The organism is Streptomyces syringium (assembly GCF_017876625.1).
In the GTDB taxonomy this organism is placed as follows: domain Bacteria; phylum Actinomycetota; class Actinomycetes; order Streptomycetales; family Streptomycetaceae; genus Streptomyces; species Streptomyces syringius.
On the sequence record NZ_JAGIOH010000001.1, the window covers coordinates 3,715,851 to 3,742,701 of the forward strand.

The 26,851-nt window shown below is 71.0% G+C and carries 23 protein-coding genes, 1 tRNA gene and 1 pseudogene; 8 read left to right on the plus strand and 17 right to left on the minus strand.

Annotation, left to right across the window (positions count from 1 at the left end):
• Window positions 1-30 precede the first annotated feature (30 nt).
• The 6 genes and pseudogenes from fbaA to JO379_RS16395 all read right to left on the minus strand — a co-directional run.
• The gene (gene fbaA / locus JO379_RS16370; protein WP_130878729.1) at window positions 31-1,053 is read right to left on the minus strand and encodes a class II fructose-bisphosphate aldolase; all 1,023 of its coding nucleotides are present in this window, start codon (window positions 1,051-1,053) and stop codon (window positions 31-33) included.
• A gap of 187 nt (window positions 1,054-1,240) precedes the next feature.
• The gene (gene pyrE / locus JO379_RS16375; protein ID WP_130878728.1) at window positions 1,241-1,780 is read right to left on the minus strand and encodes an orotate phosphoribosyltransferase; all 540 of its coding nucleotides are present in this window, start codon (window positions 1,778-1,780) and stop codon (window positions 1,241-1,243) included.
• 21 nt (window positions 1,781-1,801) lie between these two features.
• Complete coding sequence (locus JO379_RS16380; protein ID WP_130878727.1) at window positions 1,802-2,605, minus strand: aldose epimerase family protein; 804 nt, start codon at window positions 2,603-2,605, stop codon at window positions 1,802-1,804.
• A 111-nt stretch (window positions 2,606-2,716) separates the two neighbouring features.
• A complete protein-coding gene (locus JO379_RS16385) occupies window positions 2,717-3,523 on the minus strand; it encodes an SRPBCC domain-containing protein (RefSeq protein WP_130878726.1) in 807 nt (268 codons plus the stop codon).
• Between the two features lie 96 nt (window positions 3,524-3,619).
• On the minus strand, window positions 3,620-4,270 hold the full coding sequence (locus JO379_RS16390; RefSeq protein WP_130878725.1) for an NAD(P)-dependent oxidoreductase: 651 nt from the start codon (window positions 4,268-4,270) through the stop codon (window positions 3,620-3,622).
• 69 nt (window positions 4,271-4,339) lie between these two features.
• A pseudogene (locus JO379_RS16395) lies at window positions 4,340-4,924 on the minus strand (DsbA family protein); the annotation flags it as partial.
• Window positions 4,925-5,089: 165 nt separating this feature from the next.
• Here JO379_RS16395 and JO379_RS16400 point away from each other — a divergent pair.
• On the plus strand, window positions 5,090-6,028 hold the full coding sequence (locus JO379_RS16400) for a helix-turn-helix domain-containing protein (RefSeq protein ID WP_307842026.1): 939 nt from the start codon (window positions 5,090-5,092) through the stop codon (window positions 6,026-6,028).
• On the opposite strand, the gene JO379_RS16405 is transcribed toward JO379_RS16400, so the two are convergent.
• From JO379_RS16405 to JO379_RS16415, 3 genes are all read right to left on the minus strand, one after another.
• Entirely contained in the window at window positions 6,016-7,632 is a 1,617-nt protein-coding gene (locus JO379_RS16405) for a polyamine aminopropyltransferase (RefSeq protein ID WP_130878723.1), read from the minus strand. The genes JO379_RS16400 and JO379_RS16405 overlap by 13 nt on opposite strands.
• 198 nt (window positions 7,633-7,830) lie before the next feature.
• The gene (locus JO379_RS16410) at window positions 7,831-8,349 is read right to left on the minus strand and encodes a DUF2617 family protein (protein ID WP_130878831.1); all 519 of its coding nucleotides are present in this window, start codon (window positions 8,347-8,349) and stop codon (window positions 7,831-7,833) included.
• Between the two features lie 350 nt (window positions 8,350-8,699).
• Window positions 8,700-9,869: an aminotransferase class I/II-fold pyridoxal phosphate-dependent enzyme gene (locus JO379_RS16415; RefSeq protein ID WP_209515510.1), complete on the minus strand. Its 1,170-nt coding sequence runs from the start codon at window positions 9,867-9,869 to the stop codon at window positions 8,700-8,702.
• A gap of 327 nt (window positions 9,870-10,196) precedes the next feature.
• Between JO379_RS16415 and JO379_RS16420 the strand changes: the two genes are divergently transcribed.
• Window positions 10,197-11,405, plus strand: coding sequence for a putative hexosyltransferase (locus JO379_RS16420; RefSeq protein WP_207303932.1), 1,209 nt, complete (start codon window positions 10,197-10,199; stop codon window positions 11,403-11,405).
• Window positions 11,406-11,457: 52 nt separating this feature from the next.
• Here the strand turns inward: JO379_RS16420 and JO379_RS16425 are convergent, their stop codons facing one another.
• Entirely contained in the window at window positions 11,458-11,991 is a 534-nt protein-coding gene (locus JO379_RS16425; RefSeq protein WP_130878721.1) for a type III secretion system chaperone family protein, read from the minus strand.
• A 65-nt stretch (window positions 11,992-12,056) separates the two neighbouring features.
• On the minus strand, window positions 12,057-14,723 hold the full coding sequence (gene clpB / locus JO379_RS16430; RefSeq protein WP_130878720.1) for an ATP-dependent chaperone ClpB: 2,667 nt from the start codon (window positions 14,721-14,723) through the stop codon (window positions 12,057-12,059).
• A 520-nt stretch (window positions 14,724-15,243) separates the two neighbouring features.
• Here clpB and JO379_RS33705 point away from each other — a divergent pair.
• From JO379_RS33705 to JO379_RS16445, 3 genes are all read left to right on the plus strand, one after another.
• Window positions 15,244-15,621 (plus strand): hypothetical protein, encoded by a 378-nt coding sequence (locus tag JO379_RS33705; RefSeq protein WP_209515513.1) that lies wholly within the window; start codon window positions 15,244-15,246, stop codon window positions 15,619-15,621.
• A gap of 71 nt (window positions 15,622-15,692) precedes the next feature.
• Window positions 15,693-16,283, plus strand: a complete 591-nt coding sequence (locus tag JO379_RS16440) for a Uma2 family endonuclease (protein WP_209515517.1) — start codon at window positions 15,693-15,695, stop codon at window positions 16,281-16,283.
• A 23-nt stretch (window positions 16,284-16,306) separates the two neighbouring features.
• On the plus strand, window positions 16,307-16,711 hold the full coding sequence (locus JO379_RS16445) for a pyridoxamine 5'-phosphate oxidase family protein (RefSeq protein WP_209515520.1): 405 nt from the start codon (window positions 16,307-16,309) through the stop codon (window positions 16,709-16,711).
• Between the two features lie 96 nt (window positions 16,712-16,807).
• Here the strand turns inward: JO379_RS16445 and JO379_RS16450 are convergent, their stop codons facing one another.
• Genes JO379_RS16450 through dnaK form a run of 4 tightly spaced genes read right to left on the minus strand, consistent with a single transcriptional unit; the run spans window position 16,808 to window position 21,043 of the window.
• Window positions 16,808-17,272 carry a heat shock protein transcriptional repressor HspR gene (locus tag JO379_RS16450; protein WP_130878716.1) on the minus strand — a complete coding sequence of 155 codons (465 nt, stop codon included), beginning with the start codon at window positions 17,270-17,272 and terminating at the stop codon, window positions 16,808-16,810.
• A gap of 1 nt (window position 17,273) precedes the next feature.
• Complete coding sequence (dnaJ, locus tag JO379_RS16455; RefSeq protein ID WP_130878715.1) at window positions 17,274-18,455, minus strand: molecular chaperone DnaJ; 1,182 nt, start codon at window positions 18,453-18,455, stop codon at window positions 17,274-17,276.
• A 51-nt stretch (window positions 18,456-18,506) separates the two neighbouring features.
• The gene (gene grpE, locus JO379_RS16460; protein ID WP_130878714.1) at window positions 18,507-19,190 is read right to left on the minus strand and encodes a nucleotide exchange factor GrpE; all 684 of its coding nucleotides are present in this window, start codon (window positions 19,188-19,190) and stop codon (window positions 18,507-18,509) included.
• Entirely contained in the window at window positions 19,187-21,043 is a 1,857-nt protein-coding gene (gene dnaK, locus JO379_RS16465; protein WP_130878713.1) for a molecular chaperone DnaK, read from the minus strand. Before dnaK ends, grpE begins: the two co-directional genes overlap by 4 nt.
• Window positions 21,044-21,329: 286 nt before the next feature.
• Here dnaK and JO379_RS16470 point away from each other — a divergent pair, with 286 nt between their 5' ends.
• Entirely contained in the window at window positions 21,330-23,597 is a 2,268-nt protein-coding gene (locus tag JO379_RS16470; protein ID WP_130878712.1) for a (Fe-S)-binding protein, read from the plus strand.
• A gap of 210 nt (window positions 23,598-23,807) precedes the next feature.
• The gene (locus tag JO379_RS16475) at window positions 23,808-24,881 is read left to right on the plus strand and encodes a Yip1 family protein (protein WP_209515525.1); all 1,074 of its coding nucleotides are present in this window, start codon (window positions 23,808-23,810) and stop codon (window positions 24,879-24,881) included.
• A gap of 81 nt (window positions 24,882-24,962) precedes the next feature.
• Here JO379_RS16475 and JO379_RS16480 read toward each other — a convergent pair whose 3' ends face one another.
• The gene (locus JO379_RS16480; RefSeq protein WP_130878710.1) at window positions 24,963-25,460 is read right to left on the minus strand and encodes a phosphoribosyltransferase; all 498 of its coding nucleotides are present in this window, start codon (window positions 25,458-25,460) and stop codon (window positions 24,963-24,965) included.
• Between the two features lie 25 nt (window positions 25,461-25,485).
• The gene (dcd, locus tag JO379_RS16485; RefSeq protein WP_030366976.1) at window positions 25,486-26,061 is read right to left on the minus strand and encodes a dCTP deaminase; all 576 of its coding nucleotides are present in this window, start codon (window positions 26,059-26,061) and stop codon (window positions 25,486-25,488) included.
• A 533-nt stretch (window positions 26,062-26,594) separates the two neighbouring features.
• Here dcd and JO379_RS16490 point away from each other — a divergent pair.
• Window positions 26,595-26,668: transfer RNA gene (locus tag JO379_RS16490), tRNA-Gly, on the plus strand.
• Window positions 26,669-26,851 lie beyond the last annotated feature (183 nt).

Here is a 26,851-nt window from a genome sequence, read left to right on the forward strand (position 1 = left end):
GAGCCGGCCCGGTGAGCCGGCCTCGGAGCCTTACTTCAGCTTCGTACCCGTGGCGCGCAGGTCGGCACAGGCCTTGGTGACACGCTCGGCCATGGCGGCCTCGGCGAGCTTGCCCCAGGTGCGCGGGTCGTACTTCGACTTGGTACCGACCTCGCCGTCGACCTTGAGCACCGCGTCGTAGTTGCGGAACATGTGGTCCGCGACCGGGCGGGTGAAGGCGTACTGCGTGTCCGTGTCGAGGTTCATCTTCACGACGCCGTTCTCCAGCGCGGTGCGGATCTCCTCCTCCGTGGAGCCGGAGCCGCCGTGGAAGACGAAGTCGAACGGGTCGTTCTTGCCGGACTTGGCGGCGATGCCGTCCTGGAGGTCACGGAGCAGCTCGGGGCGGAGCACGACGTTGCCCGGCTTGTAGACACCGTGGACGTTGCCGAAGGAGGCGGCCAGCAGGTAGCGGCCCTTCTCGCCCAGGCCGAGGGCCTCGGCGGTGCGCTCGACGTCGGCGACGGTGGTGTAGAGCTCGTCGTTGATCTCGTGCGAGACGCCGTCCTCCTCGCCACCGGTCGGGGTGATCTCGACCTCGAGGATGATCTTCGCCTTGACGGCCTCGGCGAGCAGCTCCTGCGCGATGGCGAGGTTCTCGTCCAGCTTCTCGGCGGAGCCGTCCCACATGTGGGACTGGAAGAGCGGGTTCTGGCCGGCGGCGACGCGCTCCTGCGAGATGGCGAGCAGCGGACGGACGTAGCCGTCGAGCTTGTCCTTCGGGCAGTGGTCGGTGTGCAGCGCGATGTTCACCGGGTACTTCTTGGCGACGACGTGCGCGAACTCGGCGAGCGCGACCGCGCCGGAGACCATGTCCTTGCTGTACTGGCCGCCCAGGAACTCCGCACCACCGGTGGAGATCTGGATGATGCCGTCGCTCTCCGCCTCGGCGAAACCGCGCAGCGCGGCGTGCAGCGTCTGCGTCGAGGTCACATTGATGGCCGGGTAGGCGAACTTGCCTGCCTTCGCCCGGTCGAGCATCTCGTTGTAGACCTCGGGGGTTGCGATGGGCATCTGTCCACTCCTTGTGATGTGCGGTGGCGTGGGTGGCCTGGCCTTAGGGGGCGACGTTCATCGTCGCCCCCATCTTCCCAGACTCCCCGATTCGCTCCACACGGTGGACAGGCCATTGATGCGCGAAGGGCGCGAGGTTTCACGTGAAACCTCGCGCCCTTCGCGCACAATCAGAGGAAACCGCAGGTCAGCCCAGGTCGAGGTCGCCGAGGGCATACCCGGTGACATAGCGCAGACCGGCGCCTTCGATCGCGGAGGCGGCGCCGCGGTCGACGATCGTCGCCACCGCGACGACCTCCGCGCCCGCCTCGCGCGCGGCCTCGACCGCGGTCAGCGGCGAGCCACCGGTGGTGGAGGTGTCCTCGACGACCAGCACCCGGCGGCCCTTGATGTCCGGGCCCTCGATGCGGCGCTGCATGCCGTGCGCCTTCTGCGCCTTGCGCACGACGAACGCGTCGAGCTTGCGGCCGCGCGCGGCGGCGGCGTGCAGCATCGAGGTGGCGACCGGGTCCGCGCCGAGGGTGAGCCCGCCGACGGCGTCGTAGTCGAGGTCCGCCGTGGCGTCCAGCATCACCTGGCCGACCAGCGGCGCCGCCTCGGCGTCCAGGGTGATCCGGCGCAGGTCGATGTAGTAGTCGGCCTCCTTGCCGGAGGAGAGGGTCACCTTGCCGTGGACCACGGCCTTGTCCTTGATCTGCTGCAGCAGGGCGTCACGCGCATCGCTCATGCGCACGAGCTTAGGACAGCCCTAGGCGAGTGAGCGCCAGCTCCACGTCGTGGAGATCTCCAGGGGGTCGATCGGGGTGACGAGACGGGGCAGGGTGTTGAGCCCGTTCGGGGGTCCGGACTGCGGCTCGACGCAGACGGCCTCGTCCTGCTCGTCATAGACGACGACCCATTCGGCGCGGCTGGCGATCTTCATCTCCAGCAGGCCGGGCCAGGTGAGGGTGACGTCCACGCCGTCGGGCATGCCGAAGCAGTCGTCCCAGGGGCCGGGCAGGGGATCCGTGCGGCGGCCCGTCGGCAGATGGTCCTCGCCGCGCTCCTCCTGCCAGGAGGGGTGGAAGTCGATCTCGACGTCCTTGCCCGTGCCGAGGTTCCGCAGGAACCACGGGTGCCAGCCCGCCTGTGCGGGGAAGGAGTTGTCGTAGGTCTCGACGCCCATCGTCAGCGTCAGCGAATCCGGTGCCAGCTCCACGAGCTGGGTGACCCGGCCGGTGTACGGCCAGGGCTCGGCGAGGTCGTAGGTGAAGGCGGCGGAGTGCTCCTCCGTGCGGACCGTGCGCCAGGCGGTGTCCCGGCCGGTGCCGTGGATCGCGTGCGGCCCGGCGTTGAGGGGCATCTGATGGCGCTCGCCGCCGTTGCGGAACTGACCCAGCTCCATGCGGCCGCACCACGGCACCATGGGGAAGGCGCCGTACTTCTCGCCCTGCCGCAGGAGTTCGGTGCCGCGGAGTCGCAGGCTGGTGAGCCGGCATCCGTTCCGCGGGTCCACGGTCAGCTCGGCGTCCCCGGCCTTCAACAGCGTCTTGCTCGTCTGATGGTTGCTCACAACCCCGACATTAGAGGCTTTCGCGGACCGTCGGCGGGGACGGGGGCAACTCCCCGCCAAGGCCGGGCCGCGTGTGCCCGTGCCGAACGGACCGCACGCCGCGGCACCCGCTCAGCGGCGGCGGCGCAGCGCCCGGCCCACCACCACCGCCGAGGCGAGGGCCACGGCCGCGGCGGGCGCTGCCCAGCGGAGGGCCGCCGCCGTGGCGGATGCCGCCTCGGGGGCGGGGACGGGGGCGTAGCGACCGCGCGGCGGGGCGTGGTCGACCTCCTCGGCGCTGCGGCCGATCATCGTGCGGCGGGCGTGCGCGGCCTCGGCGGGCGGTGCGTCGTCCTCGTCGTCGTCCTCTTCGTCCTCGTCGTCGAGGTCGTCCATGGCGTCGATCGCCTCGATGGCATCGAGGTCCGGGCCGTCACCGGGCTCTTCCCGCAGGGGCACCTGCGGGCCCGCTTCGGCGGTGTCGGCGTCCGGGGAGCCGTCCGCGTCCCTCCGCAGCTCCTCCGCCAGGGCCACCGCGACCCGCTCCAGCAGCCTGCGGGCCGTGGTCTGGGTGGTCTTCGCGTCGAACTCCGCCAGCCGTCCCCCGCAGTCGACCCGCGCCGCGCAGGTCAGCCGCGTGCCGCCCGGCACGGCCTCCGCCAGCGCGGTCAGCGCGAGCGTCACCGTGCCGTTGCCGCGCACCTCCGCGCCCTCACCCGACAGCTCGAAGGAGCCGTCCCGCTCGGTCAGCCGCAGCGAGCCCCGGTAGGTGATGGTGGAGCCGCCGATGCGCAGCCGGAGCCGGCCGGCGACGGTGGCGTCGGAGGCGTCCGCGGCGTCCTGCTGGAGGCCGGGGACACAGCGGGCGACGCGCGCGGGGTCGGAGAGGACCCGCCGGACATCGCCGACGGGGAACGGAACGAACACCTCATGCTCCATAACAAGCGAGCCTACCCATCAGGCCCCTCACCAGGCCCTCCCCGGCCGAAGATTCCGCCGGTGGCACCGCTGGTGGCCGACACCGGTCGGTATCCGTCAGTCGGCGACCGTGAAGCGTTCACCCACGTGCCGCGGCTGCTCGATCTCGTCGACGAGCGCGACCGCGTAGTCCTCGGCGGAGATCCGGCTGTTGCCGTCGGCGTCCGTGACGAGGTCCTCCAGGGCGGTGCGGTACGTGCCGCTGCGCTCGCCGGGCTCGATCTTCGCGGCGGGGCTGATGTTGGTCCAGCGCACGTCGGTGACCGTGCGGTAGTACTCCAGCGCGTCGCCGTGCGCGTGCATGATCTGGAGCAGGAACTCCGGGAGGCCCTCCGCGTCCCAGACCTGCTTGCCGTCGGCGGTCCGCAGCGAACCGGCGCCGCCGACCGTGATCAGCCGGGGGGCCGCGTCGCCGACCGCGCGCACCCCTTCGACCAGGGACTTCGCGGCGGGCTCGATGGTCGCGATGTGGCCGGGGCCGTCGCCGCCGCCGACGGCGCTGACGACGACGTCCTGGCCGGCGGCGACCGCCGTGACGGAGGCCGGGTCGAGGACGTCACCGGTGGCGACCGTCAGGGCGGGGTGCCGCTCGGTGAGCTTCGCGGGGTCACGGACGACTGCCGTGACCTGGTGACCGCGGTCCAGCGCTTCGCGCAGGACGCGGCTGCCGATGGTTCCGTTGGCGCCGAAGAGAGCGATCTTGGCCATGGGGGGCTCCTCAGAAGTGATGGTGATCAGTGGGTGGGGTCAAAGGGGGGCAAAAGGAGAGGCAGGGGCTCAGCGGGCGTCGATGGCCTGGGTGAGTTCCTGTGCCGAGGTCATCGGGCCGCCGAGCCGCCGCACCCCGTCGGGGGTGTGCAGCAGGAGGCTGGGGAAACTCTCCACGCCCAGCCTGCGGACTTCACGGAACCCTTCGCGCGCCGCCCGGCGGGTGCCCGGGTCGGCGTACGCGGCGAGGACCGCGTCGGGGTCGATGCCGCCCTGTCCGGTCGCGACCGCGTGCAGCGTGGCCGGGTCGGACAGGCTCCGTCCGTCGACGTACCAGGCGCGCTGGAGCGCGCCCGCGAACTCCAGGGCCCGCTCGGGTGCCTGCCCCGTCAGCGCGGCGAGGGCCGTCGCGGCGTCGGCCGAGTCGAGCACGGCGGTGCCCTCGGCGAACGCCTTGGCGTAGCCCTCGCCGAAGACCGCTCCGGTCAGCTCCCCGATCCGGGCGTCCGCCTGCGGGATGTAGGGGTACTCGCCGACCGGCTTGGCGCGGGGCCCGGTGAAGAGCCCGCCGCTGAGCACCCGTACCTCGATCCGGTCGGCGTTCGTCTCGGCGAACGCGCGCACGGTCGGGCCGAAGCCGTAACACCAGCCGCAGTAGGCGTCGAAGGCTTAGGTGACCAGCTGCCGTCGCATGTCTTTTCCTCAAACCGTCCGTTGGTATACGTACCGTCCGTTGTTGTACGTAGGAACCACGCTAAAGGCGGCAAACCCGGCCGACCAGGTACGCTCGGGACTCCTCATGGTGAAAAAGCGACACGAGTGAAAAAGCGACACGACTGCTCCCAGCCCTACGAGGGCGACGGCGACGGCGGCCGCCCGGCCGTGGTCGAGCTGACCTACCGGGCCCCGCCCGGCACCCCCGCGGGGGTGGAGGTGATGACCCTCGCCGAGCTGCGCGCCCGCGCCCCCGAGGGGCTGCTGGCCATGCCGCAGCGGCTGGACTTCCACCAGATCGTCGTCGTGCGCTCGGGCTCCGCCGGGCACACCGTCGACTTCACCGGCTACTGGCTGGAGGCGGGCTCGGTGCTGTGGGTGCGCCCCGGGCAGGTGCAGCAGTTCGGCGAGGTGACCGGCATCGAAGGTGATGTCGTCCTCGTCCAGCCCGGCTTCCTCTCCCCCGGCACCGCCGTCGCGGCGGTGGCCGACGATCCCTTCCGCCCGGTGCTGTGGCGGCCGGTCGGCGAGGACCACGAGGCCGTCTTCCGGGCGGTGGGGCATCTCGCGGCCGACTTCCGCACCGGCGGGGCGCTGCCCGCCGACGTCCACACCGATGTGCTGCGGCATCTGCTGTCGGTCCTCGTGCTGCGGCTGGCACACCTGACGGCCCCGGTGGGCAGCGGGGTGCCCGCCCCGGGCGATGCCTTCCTGCGCTTCCGCGCCGCCGTCGAGCGGGACTTCGCCGACCGCCACCGGGTCGCCGACTACGCCCGCAGGCTCGGCTACTCCACCCGCACCCTGTCGCGCGCGACGCTGGCCGCCGCGGGGGTGGGGGCCAAGGAGTTCATCGACCGGCGGGTGATGCTGGAGGCCAAGCGGCTGCTGGCGCACAGCGAGCTGCCGGCGGCCCGGATCGCCGGGCGGCTCGGCTTCGACGACGCCGCGAACTTCTCCAAGTTCTTCCAGCACCGGGCCGGTCTCTCGCCCGGCGCCTTCCGCGCGGCGCTGCGCCCGCCGCCGGGGCGTGGTCAGTCCGTGTAGCGCGGGTGCATCAGCGTCGACGGCAGGAGCCCCGGCTCGGGGCCGTGCCCGGCCGCGCGGCCCGCGGCGGCCAGCGTCGCCGGGGTCAGTGTCCGGAGGTCCGGGCGGTCGGCCGGCAGTCGCAGCCGCGCGGGCTCCCGGGAGGCGAGGAGGAAGCCCCAGGCCTTCGGCTGTCCGTCCGCCGCCCCGCCCCGCCCGGCCGACCCGTGGGCGGTGGTGCGCTCCAGGACGCCGGAGGGGCCGCCGCCCTTGCCGTGGACCCGGTAGGCCGCGGTGTCCAGGCCCAGGGAGCGGACCGTGGCGTCGACCGTCCAGAAGACGCGGGGGCGTGCCCCGATCGGGCCGGCGTGGATCGCGAGCCGGCCGCCGGGCGCCAGCCGGCGGGCCGCGAGGCCGTAGAACTCCTGGGAGTACAGCTTGGTGCTGGGCGTGAAGGCGGGGTCGGGCAGATCGGAGATCAGCACGTCGAACGGGCCCGGGTCGCCGTGCCCGCCGCGCAGCCAGCCGAAGGCGTCGGCGACGACGACCCGCACTCTGGGGTCGCGGAAGGCGGACCGGTTGAGGGCGGCGAGGTCCCGGTCGGTGCGGGCCAGCCGGACCATGGCGCCGTCGAGCTCGACGACGGTCACCGAGGTGACGCCGGGGTAGCGCAGGACCTCGCGCAGGGCGAGGCCGTCGCCGCCGCCGAGGATGAGGACCCGTCGGTGCGGTCCGTCCATCGCGGGGTGCACGAGCCCTTCGTGGTAGCGGAGTTCGTCGCCGCCGCTGACCCGCAGCCGCCCGTCCATGAAGAGCGAGATCGGCCGGCCGCTCCGGCCGCCGCCCGTGAGCACGACCTCCTGGACCGGTGTCCGCACGGCGACCCGTATGTCCGCGCCGTACACGGCGTGCCGGGCGGCCCGCTCGAACGGGCCGGTGAGCATCGAGCAGGCCGCCAGCAGCACCAGCACGAGGCCGTTGAGGGCGACGAGCGCCCAGCGGGAGCGGCTGCTCAGGTCGCCGCGGAAGAGCCACAGCACCAGCGCACCGCCCGCGACCGCGTTGACCCCGCCGGTCAGCAGCGCGCCCGTCAGCTGCCCCAGCATGGGCAGCAGCAGGAACGGGAAGGCCAGCCCGCCGACGAGGGCCCCCACGTAGTCGGCGGCGAAGAGGTCGGCGACCGCGCCGCCCGCGTCCTGCCGCCGGATGCGCTGGATGAGGGTCATCAGCAGGGGCACCTCGGCACCGATCAGGATTCCGATGACGAGCGAGAAGGCCACCAGCGGCACCCGCGTCTGGCCGTACCAGGCGAAGCACGCGTACAGCGCCATGGCCGACAGTCCGCCGGTCAGCGCGAGCCCCGCCTCGACGGCCGCGAAGCCCAGCGCGGCGCGCGGCCGCAGCCGTTTGGCCAGCAGCGAGCCGATGCCCATCGCGAAGACCATCACCGAGAGCACGACGGACGCCTGGGTGACGGAGTCCCCGATCAAATACGAGGCCAGGGCGACCAGTTCCAGCTCGTACACCAAGCCGCAGGCTGCGCAGACGAAGACGGTGGTCAGGACGGAGAAACGGCCGAGCCCGGCCGGTACGGGCAGTCGCGCGGGCACCGGGCGGTAGATCATGACGCGAACGCTACGTCACGATCTCACAACCCTTCGTCACCCACACGAGTGTATTCGCGTGACCTGCCGACAGACCGGCCTGCGGACGGCGGCATTCCGCCCGGGGCCCGGACCGGCATTCCGCCACTGGGCCGGACCGGCATTCCACTCCTGCGCCTGACCGGCGTTCCGGCCGGGCGCGGGCCCGTCGGCGGGCGCTCAGAGCGGCGCGCCCACGCGCAGGCCCACCCGGGTCCGGGTGGCCACCAGCCGGCCCTCCTGCGGATAGGCGTGCCAAGTACGCCAGCTGATCTGGCCGTTCTGCCGCTGGGCGAGCAGCGCGGTGAAGGCGTGGGGGCTGCCCGGAAACGTTCCGGCGAGGCCGTGCGGATGCTCGGCGACGAGCGCCAGCAACTCCTGCGCGCGGCCCGCGAAGGACCCTTGCGAAAGCGTCTCGACCCGCGCGGCGAATTCGTACTCCCACGCCCCGACCCGCTTGGCGACGCCCAGCGGCAGCGGAGTGCTGCTGCCCGGCATGCAGGCGACGGTCTCCGAGCACGAACCGGCTTCCTCTTCGAGCAGGACCTGGTGGGAGGCGCCGAGCAGGCGCAATTGGACGGCGGAGTCGGCGAGCTGCAGATCGAGCACGGCCAGCGCGGGAAGGGGGCCCTTCCCCAGGCACCAGGCGAGATCGGCGGCACGGGTATCGGTGTAGGTGGTCTTGAGGGTGGTGAGCATGGGTCGGCTCCGCATAGCACGCAGTGGAGGGTGGGCCGGCCCGCCCAGAGCGAGGGGAGTCCAGGGTCGTGGCGCGCCGGCTCATGCCCACATTGGAGGTTCATGGGGTCCGAGGACAGTGATTCCGATGATTCCGAGGAGTCGTCTCGGGACGTGTCTCCGAAAGAGAGGGAATCATGAAATGAGCTGCGCCCACAGCCTTTTTACCCATCTCATCATGATTTCCATCCATGAGAGGGCCGGGCAGTTCACCTGTTCACCACTATTGCACCCGGCGGACCGAGGAGATCCGCCGGGCGCATATGCGGTCAAGCGCTGGCCACTTGGATATGTGGCCGATTAAATGGCAGTTACGCAGCACTAAGTAGCTTCTCCATCGCGGTGCGTACCGATTCCTCTCGCTTGCAGAAGGAGAAACGCACCAGATAGGACGGCGCATTGGGGCGCACATAGAAGGCGGACGTCGGAATTGCCACCACCCCGGCGCGCGACGGGAGTTCACGGCAGAAACGCACGCCGTCCGTGTACCCCCACTCCCGAACGTCGGCCTGTACGAAATATCCGGCGTCCGCCCGATAGGGGCGCAGACCCGCGCGGGCCAGCCCCTCGGTGAGCAGATCGCGGTTGCGGCTCAGCGTCCCGCGCAGCCCGGCCGCCCACTCCTCCACATCGCCCAGCATCCGCGCGAGCGCCTCCTGGTAGGGCGTCCCGGAGGCATAGGTGAGGAACTGCTTCGCGGCACCGACCGCCGCCACCAGGTGGGCCGGTCCGCAGACCCAGCCGATCTTCCAGCCCGTGACGTTGAAGGTCTTGCCCGCGGAGGAGATCGTCAGGGTCCGCTCGCGCATGCCGGGCAGCGCGGCGAGGGTGCGGTGCCGGGCGTCGCCGTAGACGAGGTGTTCGTAGACCTCGTCGGTCACCACCGTCAGCCCGTGCTCCCGGCAGACGTCGGCGATGACGGCCAGTTCCTCGGCGGTGAAGACCTTGCCCGTCGGGTTGTGCGGGGTGTTGAGCAGCAGCACCCGCGAGCGCGGGGTGACGGCGGCGCGCAGCGCGGCCGGGTCCAGGACGAAGGTGTCGCCGGACAGCTCCAGCGGTACGGGCACCAGCCGGGCGCCCGCCAGCCTCGCACCGGCCGGGTAGGCGTCGTAGCAGGGGTCGAAGGCCAGGATCTCGTCACCCGGGTCGCACAGCGCGAGCAGCGCCGCCGCGAGGGCCTCCGTGGCACCGGTGGTGACCAGCACCTCGCCCGCGGGCCGGTACTCCAGCCCGTACCGCGCGCGCTGGTGCTCGGCGACCGCCTCGCGCAGCGCCGGGAAGCCGGCCGCGGGCGGGTACTGGTTGCTGCCCGCGAGGACCGCCGCCGCGACGTCCTTCAGCAGGAGGGCCGGGCTGTCCAGCTCGGGCACGCCCTGGCCGAGGTTGACCGCGCCCGTGGCCCGCGCCAGCTCGGTCATCTCCGTGAAGACCGACGTGCCCATGTCCCGCACCCGCGCCGCCGGGTTCCAGTCCGTATGCATGCGTTCCCGCTTTCCCGAGTCCGTCGATGAGTGTTCGAGAAGTCCGTCGTGCCGTCTGTTCCGTTGTGCCACCGCCCAGTTGGGGCCCCGGGGCCCGGGCCGTGGGTGGCGCGGGGCTCACGATATGCGCGGGGCGCACCGGCGCCCAGCACAGGTCCGGTCCCCGGGAGGCGCCGACACGCAGCCGTGCGGCCGAGCGGGTGGAAGGCACACCGCGTACGGGCGTTCCGTCTCGCGCGCGCGGGACGCGAGCCGCATGGTCGGTATGCCGGGACGCCTGCCGTCCGGCATGCTCACCCCCGCCGCGCCCGCACCGGAGGTGCCCCCGTGTCCGCCGACACCGCCGTGCCCGTACGAGGCCAGCAGCCGCGCCCCGCCGCCCGCGACAGCCGTACCCGCCTGCTCGAACGGGTGCGGGCCGCGCTGCGCCGGGCGGCACCCGCGCTCGCGCTCTACGCCGCCGCCCGGCTGACCGGGATGTCGGTGATGGCCGGCTGGGCGTGGTGGACCGGGCGCCATCCGCGCGGGCTGCTCGGCCACTCCTGGGACGGCATCTGGTACGCCGCCATCGCCCGCAACGGCTACGGCCTGTCCGTCCCCTCCTCCCACAGCCCCGGGGTGGTCTTCAACGACCTGGCGTTCTTCCCGCTCTTCCCCGGTCTCGTCCGGCTGGTGGCGGCCCTGCTGCCGGTCGGGGTCGTCAGCGCCGGGCTGATCGTCGCCTGGTCCGCGGCCGGGGTCGCGGCCTGGGGCATCTACGCGGTCGGGGAGCGGCTGCACGGGCAGCGGGTGGGCACGCTGCTCGTCCTGCTGTGGGGGCTGCTGCCGCACGCGATCGTGCAGTCGATGGCGTACACCGAGACGCTGATGACCGCGTTCGCCGCGTGGGCGCTGTTCGCCGCGATCACCGGCCGGCCGCTGTGGGCCGGGGCGCTCGCCCTGCTGGCCGGGCTGTCGCGGCCCAACGCCATCGCGGTGGCCGCCGCCGTCGCCCTGACCTCGGTGCTCGCGGTGTGCCGGGATCCGCGGGCCCGCGCGGACTGGCGGGTGTGGGCGGGCGCGGCGCTCGCCCCGCTGGGCTGGTGCGGCTACGTCTCCTGGGCGGGGTGGCGCTTCGGGGGCGGGCCGTTCGGCTATTTCGAGGTGCAGCGGCTGTGGGGGTCGCGCTTCGACTTCGGGGCCGACGCGTGGCGGTTCATCCGGCACCTGTTCGTCGCCCGGGACTACATGGCGTACTACGTGACCGTGGCGGTCCTCGCGGTGGCCCTGATCGCGCTGGTCCTGCTCGCCCTGGACCGGCCGCCGACGGCGGTGCTCGTCTACGCGCTGGTGCTCGTCGTCATCGCGGTCGGCGGCTCCAGCTACTTCGCCTCCAAGCCGCGCTTCCTGCTGCCCGCGTTCCCGCTGCTGCTCCCGGCGGCGGTGGCGACGGCCAGAGCCCGGCCGCGCACCGTCGTCGTGACGATCGGCGCGCTGGCCGGGCTCTCGTTCTTCTACGGGACGTATCTGCTGACGGTCGCCCGCATTCCCATGTGACGCGCGCCGCCGCCTCGAAGGAGCGCGGCACGCGCCGGGGTCACCGGCCGGATCAGGCCTCGTCGTCGCCCGGCTTCTCGTCACCGGACTCGACGTCGGCCTCCAGGCCGAGCGCCTCGATGAGCCACTTGTCGAACTCGATCGAGGCCCGCACCCAGCTGACCGTGCTGGAGACGAAGTGCTCCAGCGACACACCGACGCCGATCAGCATCTGCGCCTCGCCGATGAGGCGGACGCCGCCGTCGTCGTTGGTGTGCGTGTACACCTTCGGCCACAGGGTGCGGCGGTTCCAGTCGTCGATGACCTCGAGGAGCTGGGCCTTCTCCTCGATGCCGTGCGGCCGGTCGTAGAAGGTCCGGACCGAGAAGACCTGCTGCTCCTCCTCGCCGCGGAACATGAAGTACGTGCGGAACTGCTCCCACGGCGCGGCGAGGTCGCCCTCGTCGTCGACGACGTACTTCAGCTCCATCTGCTCGAGGAGCTGCTTGACCAGGTCCTGGTCGGGGATGACGGGGCCAGTCGGGCCCGCCTCCTGCGGTTCGGGCTGGCCCCCGAAATTCGGAATCGAGGACGGGTCGATGCTCACCGTGAATTTCCCTTCGTACGGTTCTTGCCATCCTCCCCCACACCCGCCCCGTCACCGCAACCCCGTCAGCCCCCCGATCCTGTCGTGGCGGCCGGGGCGGCGGCCGAGGTGACGGTCAGCGAGGAGCCGTCCGGAGCGAGGTCGACCCGGACGGTGTCCCCGTCGCGGACGTCCCCGGCGAGGATCGCCCGGGCGAGCCGGTCACCGATGGCGGTCTGGATCAGGCGCCGCAGCGGGCGGGCGCCGTAGCTCGGATCGGGCGCGGCGGCGTCCGGCGCGGCCGGGTCGTGCCCGAGGGCGGCGAGCCAGCGCAGCGCGGCGTCGGTCACGTCCAGGGTAAGTCGCCGGTCGGTGAGACGACGCTGGAGGAGACCGATCTGGAGGCGGGCGATCCGCTCCAGCTCGTCCGTCCCCAGGGTGTGGAAGACCACCAGGTCGTCGAGGCGGTTGAGGAACTCCGGCCGGAAGGAGGACCGGACCGTCTCCAGGACCTTCGTCTTCTTCTGGTCGTCCTTGAGCAGCGGATCCACCAGATAGGAGGACCCGAGGTTGGAGGTCAGGATCAGGATGGTGTTCCGGAAGTCGACCGTCCGGCCCTGTCCGTCGGTGAGCCGCCCGTCGTCGAGGACCTGGAGCAGGACGTCGAATACCTCGTGGTGGGCCTTCTCCACCTCGTCCAGGAGCACGACCGTGTACGGGCGCCGGCGCACCGCCTCGGTGAGCTGGCCGCCCTCCTCGTAGCCCACGTAGCCGGGCGGCGCGCCGACCAGCCGGGCGACGGAGTGCTTCTCGCCGTACTCGCTCATGTCGATGCGGGTCATGGCCCGCTCGTCGTCGAAGAGGAAGTCCGCGAGCGCCTTGGCCAGCTCGGTCTTGCCGACACCGGTCGGGCCGAGGAAGAGGAACGAGCCGGTCGGCCGGTCGGGGTCGGCGATCCCTGCCCGCGCGCGGCGCACGGCGTCGGAGACGGCCCGCACGGCCTCGCTCTGGCCGATCAGCCGGCGGCCGAGCTCCTCCTCCATGCGCAGCAGCTTCTGCGTCTCGCCCTCCAGCAGGCGGCCCGCCGGAATGCCGGTCCAGGAGGCGACGACGTCGGCGATGTCGTCCGGGCCGACCTCCTCCTTGACCATGAGGTCCTTGGCGGCCGCTTCCTGTTCCGCCTCCGCTTCGGCCTCGGCGGCCGCCTCCAGCTCGCGCTCGACGGCGGGGATCTCGCCGTACAGCAGCTTGGAGGCGGCGTCGAAGTCGCCGTCGCGCTGGGCGCGCTCGGCCTGGCCGCGCAGGTCGTCCAGGCGCTCCTTCAGCTCACCGACGCGGTTGAGGGACTGCTTCTCCTTCTCCCAGCGCGCGGTGAGGCCGCGCAGCTCCTCCTCCTTGTCGGCGAGGTCGCGGCGGAGCTTCTCCAGCCGCTGCAGGGAGCCGGGGTCGGTCTCGTTGTTGAGTGCCAGCTCCTCCATCTTCAGCCGGTCGACCGCGCGCTGGAGCTCGTCGATCTCGAGGGGCGAGGAGTCGATCTCCATGCGCAGCCGGGACGCGGCCTCGTCGACCAGGTCGATGGCCTTGTCGGGCAGGAAGCGGGAGGTGATGTAGCGGTCGGAGAGGGTGGCCGCGGCGACCAGGGCGGAGTCCGCGATCTGCACCTTGTGGTGCGCCTCGTACCGGCCCTTGAGGCCGCGCAGGATCGCGATGGAGTCCTCGACGGACGGCTCGGCGACCAGCACCTGCTGGAAGCGGCGCTCCAGCGCCGCGTCCTTCTCGATGCGCTCGCGGTACTCGTCGAGCGTCGTCGCGCCGACCATCCGCAGCTCGCCGCGGGCCAGCATGGGCTTGAGCATGTTGCCCGCGTCCATGGCGGAGTCGCCGCCCGCGCCCGCGCCGACGACGGTGTGCAGCTCGTCGATGAAGGTGATGATCTGGCCGTCGCTGGACTTGATCTCGGCGAGGACGGTCTTCAGCCGCTCCTCGAACTCGCCGCGGTACTTCGCGCCCGCGACCATGGCACCGAGGTCGAGCGAGACGAGCCGCTTGTTCTTCAGCGACTCGGGCACGTCGCCCTTCACTATCCGCTGCGCGAGGCCCTCCACGACGGCGGTCTTGCCGACGCCGGGCTCGCCGATGAGCACCGGGTTGTTCTTCGTCCGGCGCGAGAGCACCTGGACCACGCGGCGGATCTCCTGGTCCCGGCCGATGACCGGGTCGAGCTTGCCCTCGCGCGCGGCCGCCGTGAAGTCCGTACCGAACTTCTCCAGTGCCTTGTACGTGCCCTCCGGATCGGGAGTCGTCACTCGCTGTCCGCCCCTCGTGGTCTCGAACGCGTCCAGCAGCCTCTTGGCCGTGGCGCCCTGCTGTGCCAGCAGCTCACCGGTCCGGCCGCCCTTGGCGGCGAGCCCGATGAGCAGGTGTTCGGTGGAGATGTACGCGTCGCCCAGCTCGCGGGCGCGCTGCGATGCGTCCGCGATGACGGCCAGCAGCTCACGGTCGGGCTGCGGCGGCGACACGGTGGCCCCCTGCACGCTCGGCAGGGCGCCGAGCAGCCGCTCCGCCCCGGACCGCAACGCCGCGGCGTCGGCCTCGACGGCGACGAGCAGGTCCATGATGTTCTCGTTGGCCTCGCCCGCGAGCAGCGCGAGCAGCAGGTGCGCGGACGTCATGTCCGCGTGGCCGGCGGTCACGGCCCGCTCATGGGCGCGGCTGAGCGCCTCCTGGCTCCTGTTGGTCAGCTCGGCATCCACGACTCGGGCTCCTCCTTGGTGCGATGCTGTCGATCCTGCCTGAGGAAACGTGCAATAAGTTGAGCCTATTCCACTCAACCTTGATTGTGCCAGGCAGCCCGTCCGAAAAGGCCCGCCCGGTCGGCCCGGTCCGGGGCTTCCGCGTCCGGCACCGGTGATGCAGGATCTTGCTCAGGCGTTCCCCCCACCCCCTGCGCCACCACCGGACAGCAAGGACTCTTCCCATGCTCCGACCCCTGGGGGCGGCCCGCCCCTTCACCCGCGCGACCACCGGCGCGGTGTTACTGACACTCGCCACAACGGTGGGCCTGGGCCTGTCGCTACCGACGGCATCGGCATCCCCGGGCACCGGCCCGACCCCCTGCGCCCCGACGACGGCCCGGCCGACGCCGGTGCCGACGTCCGTGCCGACGGCGGGTCCGACGGCGGGTCCGACGACGGCACCGCGACCGACTCCGACGACCGTCCCGACGGCACCGGCGACTCCGCACCCGACGTTCATGCCTGTGTCGGCGACGACATGGCCGGACCCGACGGTGGGCCCGACGGCCGCCCCGACGGTGATACCCACCCCCGGCCCGACGGTGGCACCCACGGCCCGCCCGACGGCGGGCCCGACGCCCGTACCCACGACGGGCCCGACCGTGGCACCCACGACCCGCCCGACGCCGATACCGACCGCAGTGCCTACGGCCGTTCCCACGGCGGTACCGACGGCCGTACCGACGTGTCGACCGACGGGCAGCACCCCGGCCCCGAGCACCGTCCCGACGCCCGGGCCGACGGCGAAGCCCACGCCGGCCCCGACCCGGCCGCCCACCCCCGGACCGACCCCGAGCGGACCGACAGCGAGCCGACCCCCGGCGAACTGATGCCCGCCGCACACTCTTCCGAGTGAACCCTCGGTGGCCCGCCACCCGCCCACGCGGTGGCGGGCCACCCTGGCCTCGGACCGCAAGGGGGTGCAGCATGACGGCCACGGCACACGAGCCGACGCCCACGCAGGAAGAGCTCCTCCTGGAGAGCTTTCTGGCCCTGGAGACCCCTGAAGGCTTCAAAGCCGAGCTCATCGAGGGGGAGATCATCGTGTCACCGGCTCCGGATGGCGAACACGAGGATTGTCTGAGCACCGTCATCCGACAGGTGCTGCGGGAGTCGCGCGTCGACATGGACTGCTCGGGCAACAAGGGGCTGCTGATGCCCAGCGGGGGCAGGTGCCCCAAGAACCACGCCATCCCCGACGCCACCTTCGCTCCCCGCGCGCTGCGTCTGTTCCGGGGAGCCCCGTCCTGGATGCCCTGCGACGGGGTGGCCATGGTGGTGGAGGTGACCAGCACCAAGCCGGACGGCGACCGGATCGCCGAGCGCCACTGCTACGCCCGCGCCGGGATCCCGCTGTATCTCCTCGTCGACCGCGACCAGGAGACCGTCACCCTGCACAGTGACCCGTCGGCGACAGGCGGCGCGGACTACGCGCAGGCGCACTCCACCGCCTACGGCAAGCCGCTCGCCCTCCCCGGTCCGTTCGCCTTCGTCCTGGAGACGGCCGACTTCGCCTGAGGCCCACGAACTACGCTTCCCGCATGGCCCACGACCTCCGGAACCTCTCCCCCGCGTACCTCGACTTCTGGCGCGAGTACCACCTCTGCACGCTCACCACCCACCGCTCGGACGGCACCCCGCACGTCGTTCCGGTGGGCGTCACGTACGACCCCGAGGCCGGCGTGGCCCGGGTCATCACCCGCAAGAGCAGCACCAAGGTCGGCAACGTCCAGGCCTGCGGTCCCGACGGGGCGTACGTCGCCGTGTGCCAGCTGGACCGGGGGCGCTGGGCGACGCTGGAGGGACGCGCGGTGGTGCGGACCGAGCCCGAGGTCGTCGCCGACGCCGTCGCCCGCTACGCCGAGCGCTACGGCCGCACGCCGAGCCCGAACCCCGACCGCGTCGTCATCGAGATCACGGTCACCCGGGCCATGGGCCGGGCCTGACCCCCTCGGACACACCCGGATACGCGCGAGGGCCGACGGAACAGATCGTTCCGTCGGCCCTCGTACGCGTCCGCCCGGTGTCCCGGGCAGGTGTCGCTAGTCCGAGCCCGGCCGCCGCGGCCGCCAGACGACCAGCGCGCTGGTCTGCTGCACGTCCTGGTACGGGACCAGGTCACGGCGGTAGGAGGCGTGCACCGCGGCCTCGCGCTGCTGCATGGCCGTGGCCGCGCCCTCGACCATCGCCTGGAGCTCGGCGGCGCGCGCCTTGAGCGCCGCCACCTGGTTCTCCAGCTCGATGATGCGCTTGATGCCCGCCAGGTTGATGCCCTCGTCCTGGCTGAGCTGCTGCACCTGGCGCAGCAGCTCGATGTCGCGCGCCGAATAGCGTCGGCCGCGCCCGGCCGTGCGGTCCGGGGAGACCAGGCCGAGACGGTCGTACTGGCGCAGCGTCTGCGGGTGGAGGCCCGAGAGCTGAGCCGCGACGGAGATGACGTAGACCGGCGACTCGTCGGTCAGCTGATACGGCTGTGCTGGTTCGAAACGTCGTCGGCGGCCGTCCATCTCATGCTCCCTTCGCGGCCTGGAACAGCTCCGCCCGCGGGTCCTCGTCGGCCGTCGCGTCGCGGTAGGCCTCCAGGGCCTCCCGCGCCTTGTCGTCGAGGTCCTTGGGCACGGCGACCTCGACGGTGACCAGCAGGTCGCCGCGGGTGCCGTCCTTGCGCACCGCGCCCTTGCCACGGGCGCGCATCGTCCGGCCGTTGGGTGTGCCGGCCGGCAGCTTGAGGGTGACCGGAGGGCCCCCGAGGGTGGGAACCTTCACCTCGCCGCCGAGCGTCGCCTCCACGTAGGAGACCGGCACGGTGACGGTGAGGTTGTCGTCCTTGCGCCCGAAGACCGGGTGCGTGCCGACGTGCACCACGACGTACAGGTCTCCGTTGGGCCCGCCGCGCTCGCCCGGGGCGCCCTTGCCGCGCAGCCGGATCCGCTGCCCGTCGGAGACTCCCGAGGGGATGCGGACCTGCATGGTGCGGGAGGACTTGGCCCGCCCGCTGCCCTTGCACACGTCGCAGGGGTTCTCGGGGATCAGCCCGCGTCCCTTGCAGTCGGGGCAGGGGTCGGTCAGCGAGAAGCCGCCACCCGTGCCGTGGGAGACCTGTCCGGTGCCGACGCAGGTCGGGCAGACCCGCGGCGTGCCGTTCTTGTCGCCCGTGCCGGAGCACGCCTTGCAGGCGGCCGAGGAGGACATCCGCAGCGGGACCGTGGCCCCGTCCACCGCCTCGGTGAAGCTGAGCGTCACCTCGGACTCGATGTCCTGACCGCGCCGCGGCTGGGTCCGGGTGCCCGAACCACCGCGGTTGAAGAGGCCGCCGAAGACATCACCGAGACCACCGCCGCCGCCGAAGCCGCCGGCGCCCGCTCCGCCCTGGGCGCCCCCGAAGAGGTCGCCCAGGTCGAAGTTGAAGGAGCCGCCGCCCGCGCCGCCCGGGCCCGGGCGGTAGCCGCCGTTGCCGAACAGGGCGCGGGCCTCGTCGTACTCCTTGCGGCGCTTGGGGTCCGCGAGGACGTCGTTCGCCTCGGAGATCTCCTTGAAGCGGTCCTCCGCCTTGGCGTCGCCCTTGTTGGCGTCCGGGTGGTACTCGCGGGCGAGCTTCCGGTACGCCTTCTTGATCTCGGCCTCGGTGGCGTCCTTGGGCACGCCGAGGACCTTGTAGTAGTCCTTCTCGACGAAGTCCTTCGTGCTCATCCCCGGCGTCCCTCCTTCCGGTCCCCGCTGTCCGTCGTCACGTCAGGCACGTCAGCCCTTCTCAGGGCCACCGCTCTCCTCGGCCGTGTCCTCGTCGCCCTCGCCCTTCTGGGCGCCGGGCTGCGGCTCGGCCACGGCGACCCGCGCGGGGCGGATCGTCCGCTCGCCGATCCGATACCCCGGCTGCAGGATCTGCACGCACGTGGTCTCGGTGACGTCCGGCGCGTAGCTGTGCATCAAGGCCTCGTGCACCAGCGGGTCGAAGGGCTCGCCCTCCTTGCCGAACTGCTGCAGGCCCATCTTGGCGACGACCGTCTCCAGCGATTCGGCGACGGACTTGAAGCCGCCGACCAGCTCGCCGTGATCACGGGCGCGGCCGATGTCGTCGAGCGTGGGAAGGAGCTCGGACAGGAGGTTCGCGACCGCGATCTCCTTGACCGTGACCCGGTCCCGCTCCACCCGGCGACGGTAGTTCTGGTACTCGGCCTGGAGCCGCTGGAGGTCCGCGGTGCGCTCGGCGAGCGCGGAACGGGCCTGGTCCAGCTGCGCGGTCAGGGCCACGTCGGCGCCCTCCTGGGCGGCCTGCGCGTCCTGTCCTTCGGTCGGTGCGTCCCCAGCCGGGGCCTCCGGGCCCGCCTTGTCGGCGGACCCGGCGGCCTGCGCCGCATCATCGGGGGCTGCGGCGTCGGAGGGGACGTCGGGCTTCTCCTCGAAGCCCGGGGTCTCCTCCGTCACGCGGCACCGTCCTTCTTGGGCTTCTCGTCGTCCACGATCTCGGCGTCGACGACGTCGTCCTCGGGCTTGGCCTGGCCGGCGCCCTCGGCACCGGCGGCACCCTCGGCGCCGCCCGCGGCCTGGGCGTCGGCGTACATGGCCTGGCCGAGCTTCTGGCTGACCGCGGCGACCTTCTCGGTCGCGGTGCGGATCTCGGCCGTGTCCTCGCCCTTGAGCTTCTCCTTCAGCTCGCCGACGGCGGTCTCGACCTCGGTCTTGACCTCGCCCGGGACCTTCTCCTCGTTGTCCTTGAGGAACTTCTCGGTCTGGTAGACGAGCTGCTCGGCCTGGTTGCGGGTCTCGGCGGCCTCGCGGCGGCGGTGGTCCTCCTCCGCGTACTGCTCGGCCTCCTGGCGCATCCGGTCGACCTCGTCCTTGGCGAGCGAGGAGCCGCCGGTGACGGTCATCTTCTGCTCCTTGCCCGTGCCGAGGTCCTTCGCGGTCACGTGCATGATGCCGTTGGCGTCGATGTCGAAGGTGACCTCGATCTGCGGGACGCCACGCGGGGCCGGCGGCAGGCCGGTGAGCTCGAACATGCCGAGCTTCTTGTTGTACGCCGCGATCTCGCGCTCGCCCTGGTAGACCTGGATCTGCACGGACGGCTGGTTGTCCTCGGCCGTCGTGAAGATCTCGGAGCGCTTGGTCGGGATCGTGGTGTTGCGCTCGATGAGCTTCGTCATGATGCCGCCCTTGGTCTCGATACCAAGCGACAGCGGGGTGACGTCGAGCAGCAGGACGTCCTTGACCTCGCCCTTGAGGACACCGGCCTGGAGGGCCGCGCCGATGGCGACGACCTCGTCCGGGTTGACGCCCTTGTTGGCGTCCTGACCGCCGGTCAGCTCCTTGACGAGCTCGGCGACGGCCGGCATACGGGTCGAGCCGCCGACGAGGACCACGTGGTCGATCTCGGACAGCGCGATGCCGGCGTCCTTGATGACGTTGTGGAAGGGGGTCTTGCAGCGGTCGAGCAGGTCCGCGGTCAGCTGCTGGAACTGGGCGCGGGTGAGCTTCTCGTCCAGGTGCAGCGGGCCCTCGGCGGACGCCGTGATGTAGGGCAGGTTGATCGAGGTCTCGGTGGACGAGGACAGCTCGATCTTCGCCTTCTCAGCGGCCTCGCGGAGGCGCTGGAGGGCCATCTTGTCCTTGGACAGGTCGACGCCGTGGCCGTTGGCGAACTGCTTGACCAGGTAGTCGACGACGCGCTGGTCCCAGTCGTCACCACCGAGGTGGTTGTCACCGTTGGTGGCCTTCACCTCGACGACGCCGTCACCGATCTCGAGCAGCGAGACGTCGAAGGTGCCACCACCGAGGTCGAAGACCAGAATGGTCTGGTCGTCCTTGTCGAGGCCGTAGGCCAGGGCGGCGGCGGTCGGCTCGTTGACAATACGCAGGACGTTGAGGCCCGCGATCTCACCGGCCTCCTTGGTCGCCTGACGCTCGGAGTCGTTGAAGTACGCCGGGACGGTGATGACCGCGTCGACGACCTTCTCACCCAGGTAAGCCTCGGCGTCACGCTTCAGCTTCTGCAGGATGAAGGCGCTCATCTGCTGCGGGTTGAAGTCCTTGCCGTCGATGTTGATCTTCCAGTCGGTGCCCATGTGGCGCTTGACCGACCGGATGGTCCTGTCGACGTTGGTGACGGCCTGGCGCTTGGCGACCTCGCCGACCAGCACCTCACCGTTCTTCGCGAAGGCGACGACGGACGGCGTGGTCCTGGCGCCCTCGGCGTTGGTGATGACGGTGGGCTCACCGCCTTCGAGAACACTGACGACGGAGTTCGTCGTACCCAGGTCGATGCCGACCGCACGTGCCATGTCATTCCTCCAGCTGACTTGAGTGGAACAGACTCAAGAGTGCAACACGACGGGAAACCTGTCAACGGACCTGAGTCGGGCCCACTCAATTTTTATGTCAGGCTTACCGTCACTCGCGGGCGCGGAAGGGACGCGACGGAACGGGGAAGGGTTGCCTGGGCGACACAGATCACCGGCACGTCAGGTTCATGCACGGCCGAATCCTGGGTAATCTCGGCTGGGACTGGATAAGTTACTGCTTAGTAATTCGCTCTCCACAAGCTCTGGCAGGTTCGAGGAGCCACCCATGCAACTCGCCGCGATCATTGTGTCGCTGGTCCTAATCGCGGTCGGTGTTGCGCTGCTCGGCCGCGCCGTCGCGCAGTTCGTCCGATACTTCCGGCTCGGCGCGCCGGTCCCCGCCGGCACCCGCACCGACGAGCCGGTCACCCGCACGGTCACGGTGGCCAAGGAGTTCCTCGGCCACACCCGTATGAACAAGTGGGGCGTCGTCGGCGTCGCGCACTGGTTCGTGGCGGTCGGCTTCTTCTCGCTGCTGCTGACGATCGTCAACGCCATCGGCCAGCTCTTCCAGGCCGACTGGCTGATCCCCGTCATCGGCGACTGGCTGCCGTGGGAGATCTTCGTCGAGTTCCTCGGCCTGATGACGACGCTGGGCATCCTCGCCCTGATCGTCATCCGGCAGCTGAGCAAGCCGGGCAAGGCGGGCCGCAAGTCCCGCTTCGCGGGCTCCAACTTCCGCCAGGCGTACTTCGTCGAGGCCGTCATCCTCATCGTCGGCATCTGCATCATGACGCTGCACGCCCTGGAGGGCGTCCAGCACGGCGTGGACAGCTACGACGCCGGGTACTTCGCCTCGTACCCGCTGGTCATGGCCTTCCAGGACCTGAGCCTGGAAACCCTGCAGAACCTCACGTACTTCTTCGCGATGGTCAAGATCGCGACGTCGTTCATCTGGATGATCACGGTCTCGCTGAACATCGACATGGGCGTGGCCTGGCACCGCTTCCTCGCCTTCCCCAACATCTGGTTCAAGCGCGAGGCGAGCGGCGACGTCGCCCTCGGCGCACTGCTGCCGATGGTCAGCGACGGCAAGCCGATCGACTTCGAGGACCCGGGCGAGGACGACCAGTTCGGCGTCTCCCAGGTCGAGCACTTCTCCTGGAAGGGCCTCCTCGACTTCTCCACCTGCACCGAGTGCGGCCGCTGCCAGTCGCAGTGCCCCGCCTGGAACACCGGCAAGCCGCTGTCGCCGAAGCTGCTGATCATGGCGCTGCGCGACCACTCGCACGCCAAGGCGCCCTACCTGCTCGCGGGCGGCGGCAAGACCGCCGAGGGCGAGGAGAAGGCCACCGAGGAGCAGCTGAAGGACGTTCCGGCCGCCGCGCTGGCGGAGGCCGAGCGCCCGCTGATCGGCACCCTGGAGGAGAACGGCGTCATCGACCCGGACGTCCTGTGGTCCTGCACCACCTGCGGCGCCTGTGTCGAGCAGTGCCCGGTCGACATCGAGCACGTCGACCACATCGTCGACATGCGCCGCTACCAGGTGATGATCGAGAGCTCCTTCCCGTCCGAGGCGGGCACGATGCTCAAGAACCTGGAGAAGAAGGGCAACCCCTGGGGCCTGGCCAAGAAGCAGCGTCTGGCCTGGACGAAGGAGGTCGACTTCGAGATCCCGGTCGTCGGCAAGGACATCGAGGACCTCACCGAGGTCGACTACCTCTACTGGGTCGGCTGCGCCGGCGCCCTGGAGGACCGCGCCAAGAAGACCACCAAGGCCTTCGCGGAGCTGCTGCACATCGCGGGCGTGAAGTTCGCGATCATGGGCGGCGACGAGGCCTGCACCGGTGACTCGGCCCGCCGCCTGGGCAACGAGTTCCTCTTCCAGCAGCTCGGCCAGCAGAACGTCGAGATGCTGAACATGGCGTTCGGCGAGGACAGCGACGACGAGTCGACGAAGAAGCCGAAGTCCAAGAAGCGGATCGTCGCGACCTGCCCGCACTGCTTCAACACGATCGCGAACGAGTACCCCCAGCTGGGCGGCGAGTTCGAGGTCATCCACCACACGCAGCTGCTCCAGCACCTCATCGACGAGGGCAAGCTCGTGCCGGTCACCCCGGTCGAGGGTCTGATCACCTACCACGACCCCTGCTACCTGGGCCGGCACAACAAGGTCTACACACCGCCGCGCGAGATCATCGCGAAGGTGCCGGGCCTGCGCAACGAGGAGATGCACCGCCACAAGGAGCGCGGCTTCTGCTGTGGCGCCGGTGGTGCGCGCATGTGGATGGAAGAGCGCATCGGCAAGCGCATCAACAACGAGCGGGTCGACGAGGCGCTGTCCCTCAACCCGGACATCGTCTCCACCGCCTGCCCCTTCTGCCTCGTCATGCTGACCGACTCGGTCAACGGCAAGAAGAACGACGGCAAGGCGAAGGAGTCGATCCAGGTCGTCGACGTCGCCCAGCTGCTGCTGGAGTCGGTGAAGACCCCGGAGGAGCCGGCCGAGGACGGCGAGCCGGTCTCCGAGCCGGAGCCGGAACCGGCGAAGTAGCCGCCGGTCCTTGTACGGCCCTTGTGCGGCCCTTGTGTGAACGGCCGGTCCCCGCGATGCGCGGGGACCGGCCGTTGCCGCGTACAGCGCCTGACGCCCCGTCGGCGGCGGGCGCGGTGCGCGCAGTCCTTGCGACGTAGGCCACAGGTACCGCACCGGGTGCCGAAACCCTCCCGCCGTCCCAGCGGTCCCTAAGCTTTCCCCTAAGGGATGTCACAGCTCGGCCGCAAAGACCGCCCCGTTCACCCGGGCCCGGCTCCACGGGCTCTCCGGAGCGGGTACGTTCGAAGTGTGGCTGGATTCAGGATGGGACGCGGACGGGACGCGCACGGCACCCGCCCCGCGCAGCAAGGACAGCGCCCCGGGCAGCAGGCCCCGTACGGCGCCCCCGGCGGCATGCCCGGGGGCGGTACGGGCGCGCCCGGCGGGCAGCAGTGGCAGCAGCACGGCGGGCACGGTGAGCCGGAGTACTTCGGGGGCGGTGGCGGCCAGCAGGGCGACCCGTACGGCCGGCAGGCCCCCCAGGACCCGTACTACGGGCAGCAGGCCCCCCAGCCGGGCCCGACGGCCGACAATCCGGGCCACACCCAGCAGTTCAGCGTCGGCGAGGCGGACGCGTACGGCCACCAGGCCCCGTACAGCCCGTACGGTGACGACGGCTACGGCAACGGCTCGTACGACAACGGTTCCTACGACGACGGCGCGACCTACCGCGCCGGCCAGGCGCCCGCCCCGCCCGTCGGCCCGCGGCTGCACTGGAAGGAGCTGCTGACGGGCATAGTCCTGCGCCCGTCCGCCACCTTCTGGCAGATGCGCGACCACGCCATGTGGGCCCCGGCCCTGATCGTCACGTTCGTCTACGGCCTGCTCGCGGTCTTCGGCTTCGACAAGGCCCGCGCGGACGTGTTGAACGCCACACTCTCCAACAGCATCCCGTGGGTCCTGATCACCGGCGTCGTCGTGGTGGTCTCCGGCATGATCCTCGGCGCGGTCACCCACACCCTCGCCCGCCAGCTCGGCGGCGACGGCGAGTGGCAGCCGACCATCGGTCTGTCGATGCTCCTCATGTCGGTCACGGACGCCCCGCGGCTGCTCTTCGCGATGTTCCTGGGCGGCGACAGCCCGTTCGTCCAGGTGGTGGGCTGGGCGACCTGGCTGGTGGCGGGCGCGCTGTTCACCTCGATGGTGAGCAAGTCGCACGACCTGCCGTGGCCGAAGGCGCTGGGCGCGTCGGCGATCCAGCTGATCGCACTGCTGTCGATCATCAAGCTGGGCACGCTGTAGCGGCGGCCGCGTACTCACGACAAAGGGCCCCGGCCCGCGCTGCGAGCGCGGGCCGGGGCCCTTTGTCGTGAGGCGTGCCGCTTACGCGTCGAGGACCTGGCCCTCACGGCGGACCACCGGGGGCTCGACGCTCCACGGGAAGTTGATCCACTCGTCGGTGCGCTTCCACACGTACTCGCACTTCACCAGCGAGTGCGCCTTCTCGTAGATCACGGCGCTGCGGACCTCGGCGACGTGGTCGAGGCAGAAGTCGTGCACCAGCTTCAGCGTCTTGCCGGTGTCGGCGACGTCGTCCGCGATCAGCACCTTCTTGTTGGAGAAGTCGATCGCGTTGGGCACCGGGGCGAGCATGACCGGCATTTCGAGCGTGGCACCCACACCGGTGTAGAACTCGACGTTCACCAGGTGGATGTTCTTGCAGTCCAGCGCGTACGCCAGCCCACCCGCGACGAAGACGCCGCCGCGCGCGATGGAGAGGATTATGTCCGGCTCGTAGCCGTCGTCCGCGATGGTCTGCGCCAGCTCACGGATGGCCTCCCCGAAGATCGGGTAGGTCAGGTTCTCGCGGATGTCACTCACTGTTTGCTCTTCGCCTTGTTCTGCGTCAGACCTGGGTGCGGTGGAAGTTCTGGAAGGACCGCGAGGGCGTCGGCCCGCGCTGGCCCTGGTAGCGGGAGCCGTGCTTGGCGGATCCGTACGGGTGCTCCACGGGTGAGGTCAGCCGGAACATGCACAGCTGCCCGATCTTCATCCCCGGCCACAGCTTGATCGGCAGCGTGGCCATGTTCGACAGCTCGAGCGTCACGTGCCCGGAGAAACCGGGGTCGATGAAGCCGGCCGTGGAGTGCGTCAGCAGGCCGAGCCGGCCGAGGCTGGACTTGCCCTCCAGCCGCGAGGCCACGTCGTCGGGGAGCGTGATGACCTCGTACGTCGAGGCGAGCACGAACTCACCCGGGTGCAGGATGAACGCCTCGTCGCCCTCCGGCACCACCTCGCGCGTGAGGTCCGCCTGCTCGACCGCGGGGTCGATGTGCGGGTACCGGTGGTTCTCGAACACCCGGAAGTAGCGGTCCAGACGCACGTCGATGCTCGACGGCTGCACCATCGATTCGTCGAATGGGTCGATCCGCACCCGGCCTGCGTCGATCTCGGTCCGGATGTCCTTGTCTGAGAGAAGCACGGGTCGAGGATACGCGGAGAAGCCGGGCAACGCGGGCCCGGTCCGATCCGGACCGGGCCCGCGCGCCGCCTCACCCCTTCTGGACTCCCACCGGTACGGAATGCCGGAGCCGGGCACAGCGCGGGCAGCGCAGCAGCCGCGCGGGGCCGAGCCGGCCGGGACCGAGGTTCTGCATCGGGAACGAAGCGGTGCTGAACACGTGCCCTTCGGCACAACGAACGACGGTGCGCTCCATCGAGCTCCCTTTCCCCATGGCGGCACTCACTGCGTGCCTCCGCACAACACGAAAGACAAAAGCCACATTAGGGGATCTAAGGGGCGGGCTGGCACGCGGCACTCCCGTACCCGCGCCACGACTTCCGGCGCCCCCACGGTACGCCCCAACTCCCGCCCCCCGCGCCCGCATCCCCACCCTCGCCACCCGAGGCCGCCCGGAGCCCGCCCACAACGAGAAGACCCCACGGTCTATGCACCGGGGGGTCTCGATGGGGTAGAGTGTGCGACGATGCGACGCCTTGAAAACGGGCGCCCTCGCGGGTGTAGTTTAATGGTAGAACATGAGCTTCCCAAGCTCAGAGCGCGAGTTCGATTCTCGTCACCCGCTCCACCAGAAAGCCCCAGGCCTCGGCCCGGGGCTTCTTTGTTGTCCGGACCACGCTAGGCGTCTCGTGCCAGATCCGTGCCGGAAGGCTCGCCCAGGCCGCCGCGTGAACCTCACGGTCCTGCATTGCCGCCCACTGACGGACGTTCTCACCGTCGGCGACATCTACCCGCTTGTACTCACGGGCGG

What these genes read in the sequence shown, in the direction of transcription:
- fbaA (WP_130878729.1), bottom strand. Translation starts at nt 1,053, where the DNA reads ATGCCCATCGCAACCCCCGAGGTCTACAACGAGATGCTCGACCGGGCG.
- pyrE (WP_130878728.1), bottom strand. Translation starts at nt 1,780, where the DNA reads ATGAGCGATGCGCGTGACGCCCTGCTGCAGCAGATCAAGGACAAGGCC.
- JO379_RS16385 (WP_130878726.1), bottom strand. Translation starts at nt 3,523, where the DNA reads ATGGAGCATGAGGTGTTCGTTCCGTTCCCCGTCGGCGATGTCCGGCGG.
- JO379_RS16390 (WP_130878725.1), bottom strand. Translation starts at nt 4,270, where the DNA reads ATGGCCAAGATCGCTCTCTTCGGCGCCAACGGAACCATCGGCAGCCGC.
- JO379_RS16405 (WP_130878723.1), bottom strand. Translation starts at nt 7,632, where the DNA reads ATGATCTACCGCCCGGTGCCCGCGCGACTGCCCGTACCGGCCGGGCTC.
- JO379_RS16410 (WP_130878831.1), bottom strand. Translation starts at nt 8,349, where the DNA reads ATGCTCACCACCCTCAAGACCACCTACACCGATACCCGTGCCGCCGAT.
- JO379_RS16415 (WP_209515510.1), bottom strand. Translation starts at nt 9,869, where the DNA reads ATGCATACGGACTGGAACCCGGCGGCGCGGGTGCGGGACATGGGCACG.
- JO379_RS33705 (WP_209515513.1), top strand. Translation starts at nt 15,244, where the DNA reads ATGGCCGGACCCGACGGTGGGCCCGACGGCCGCCCCGACGGTGATACC.
- JO379_RS16440 (WP_209515517.1), top strand. Translation starts at nt 15,693, where the DNA reads ATGACGGCCACGGCACACGAGCCGACGCCCACGCAGGAAGAGCTCCTC.
- JO379_RS16445 (WP_209515520.1), top strand. Translation starts at nt 16,307, where the DNA reads ATGGCCCACGACCTCCGGAACCTCTCCCCCGCGTACCTCGACTTCTGG.
- JO379_RS16450 (WP_130878716.1), bottom strand. Translation starts at nt 17,272, where the DNA reads ATGGACGGCCGCCGACGACGTTTCGAACCAGCACAGCCGTATCAGCTG.
- dnaJ (WP_130878715.1), bottom strand. Translation starts at nt 18,455, where the DNA reads ATGAGCACGAAGGACTTCGTCGAGAAGGACTACTACAAGGTCCTCGGC.
- dnaK (WP_130878713.1), bottom strand. Translation starts at nt 21,043, where the DNA reads ATGGCACGTGCGGTCGGCATCGACCTGGGTACGACGAACTCCGTCGTC.
- JO379_RS16470 (WP_130878712.1), top strand. Translation starts at nt 21,330, where the DNA reads ATGCAACTCGCCGCGATCATTGTGTCGCTGGTCCTAATCGCGGTCGGT.
- JO379_RS16475 (WP_209515525.1), top strand. Translation starts at nt 23,808, where the DNA reads ATGTCACAGCTCGGCCGCAAAGACCGCCCCGTTCACCCGGGCCCGGCT.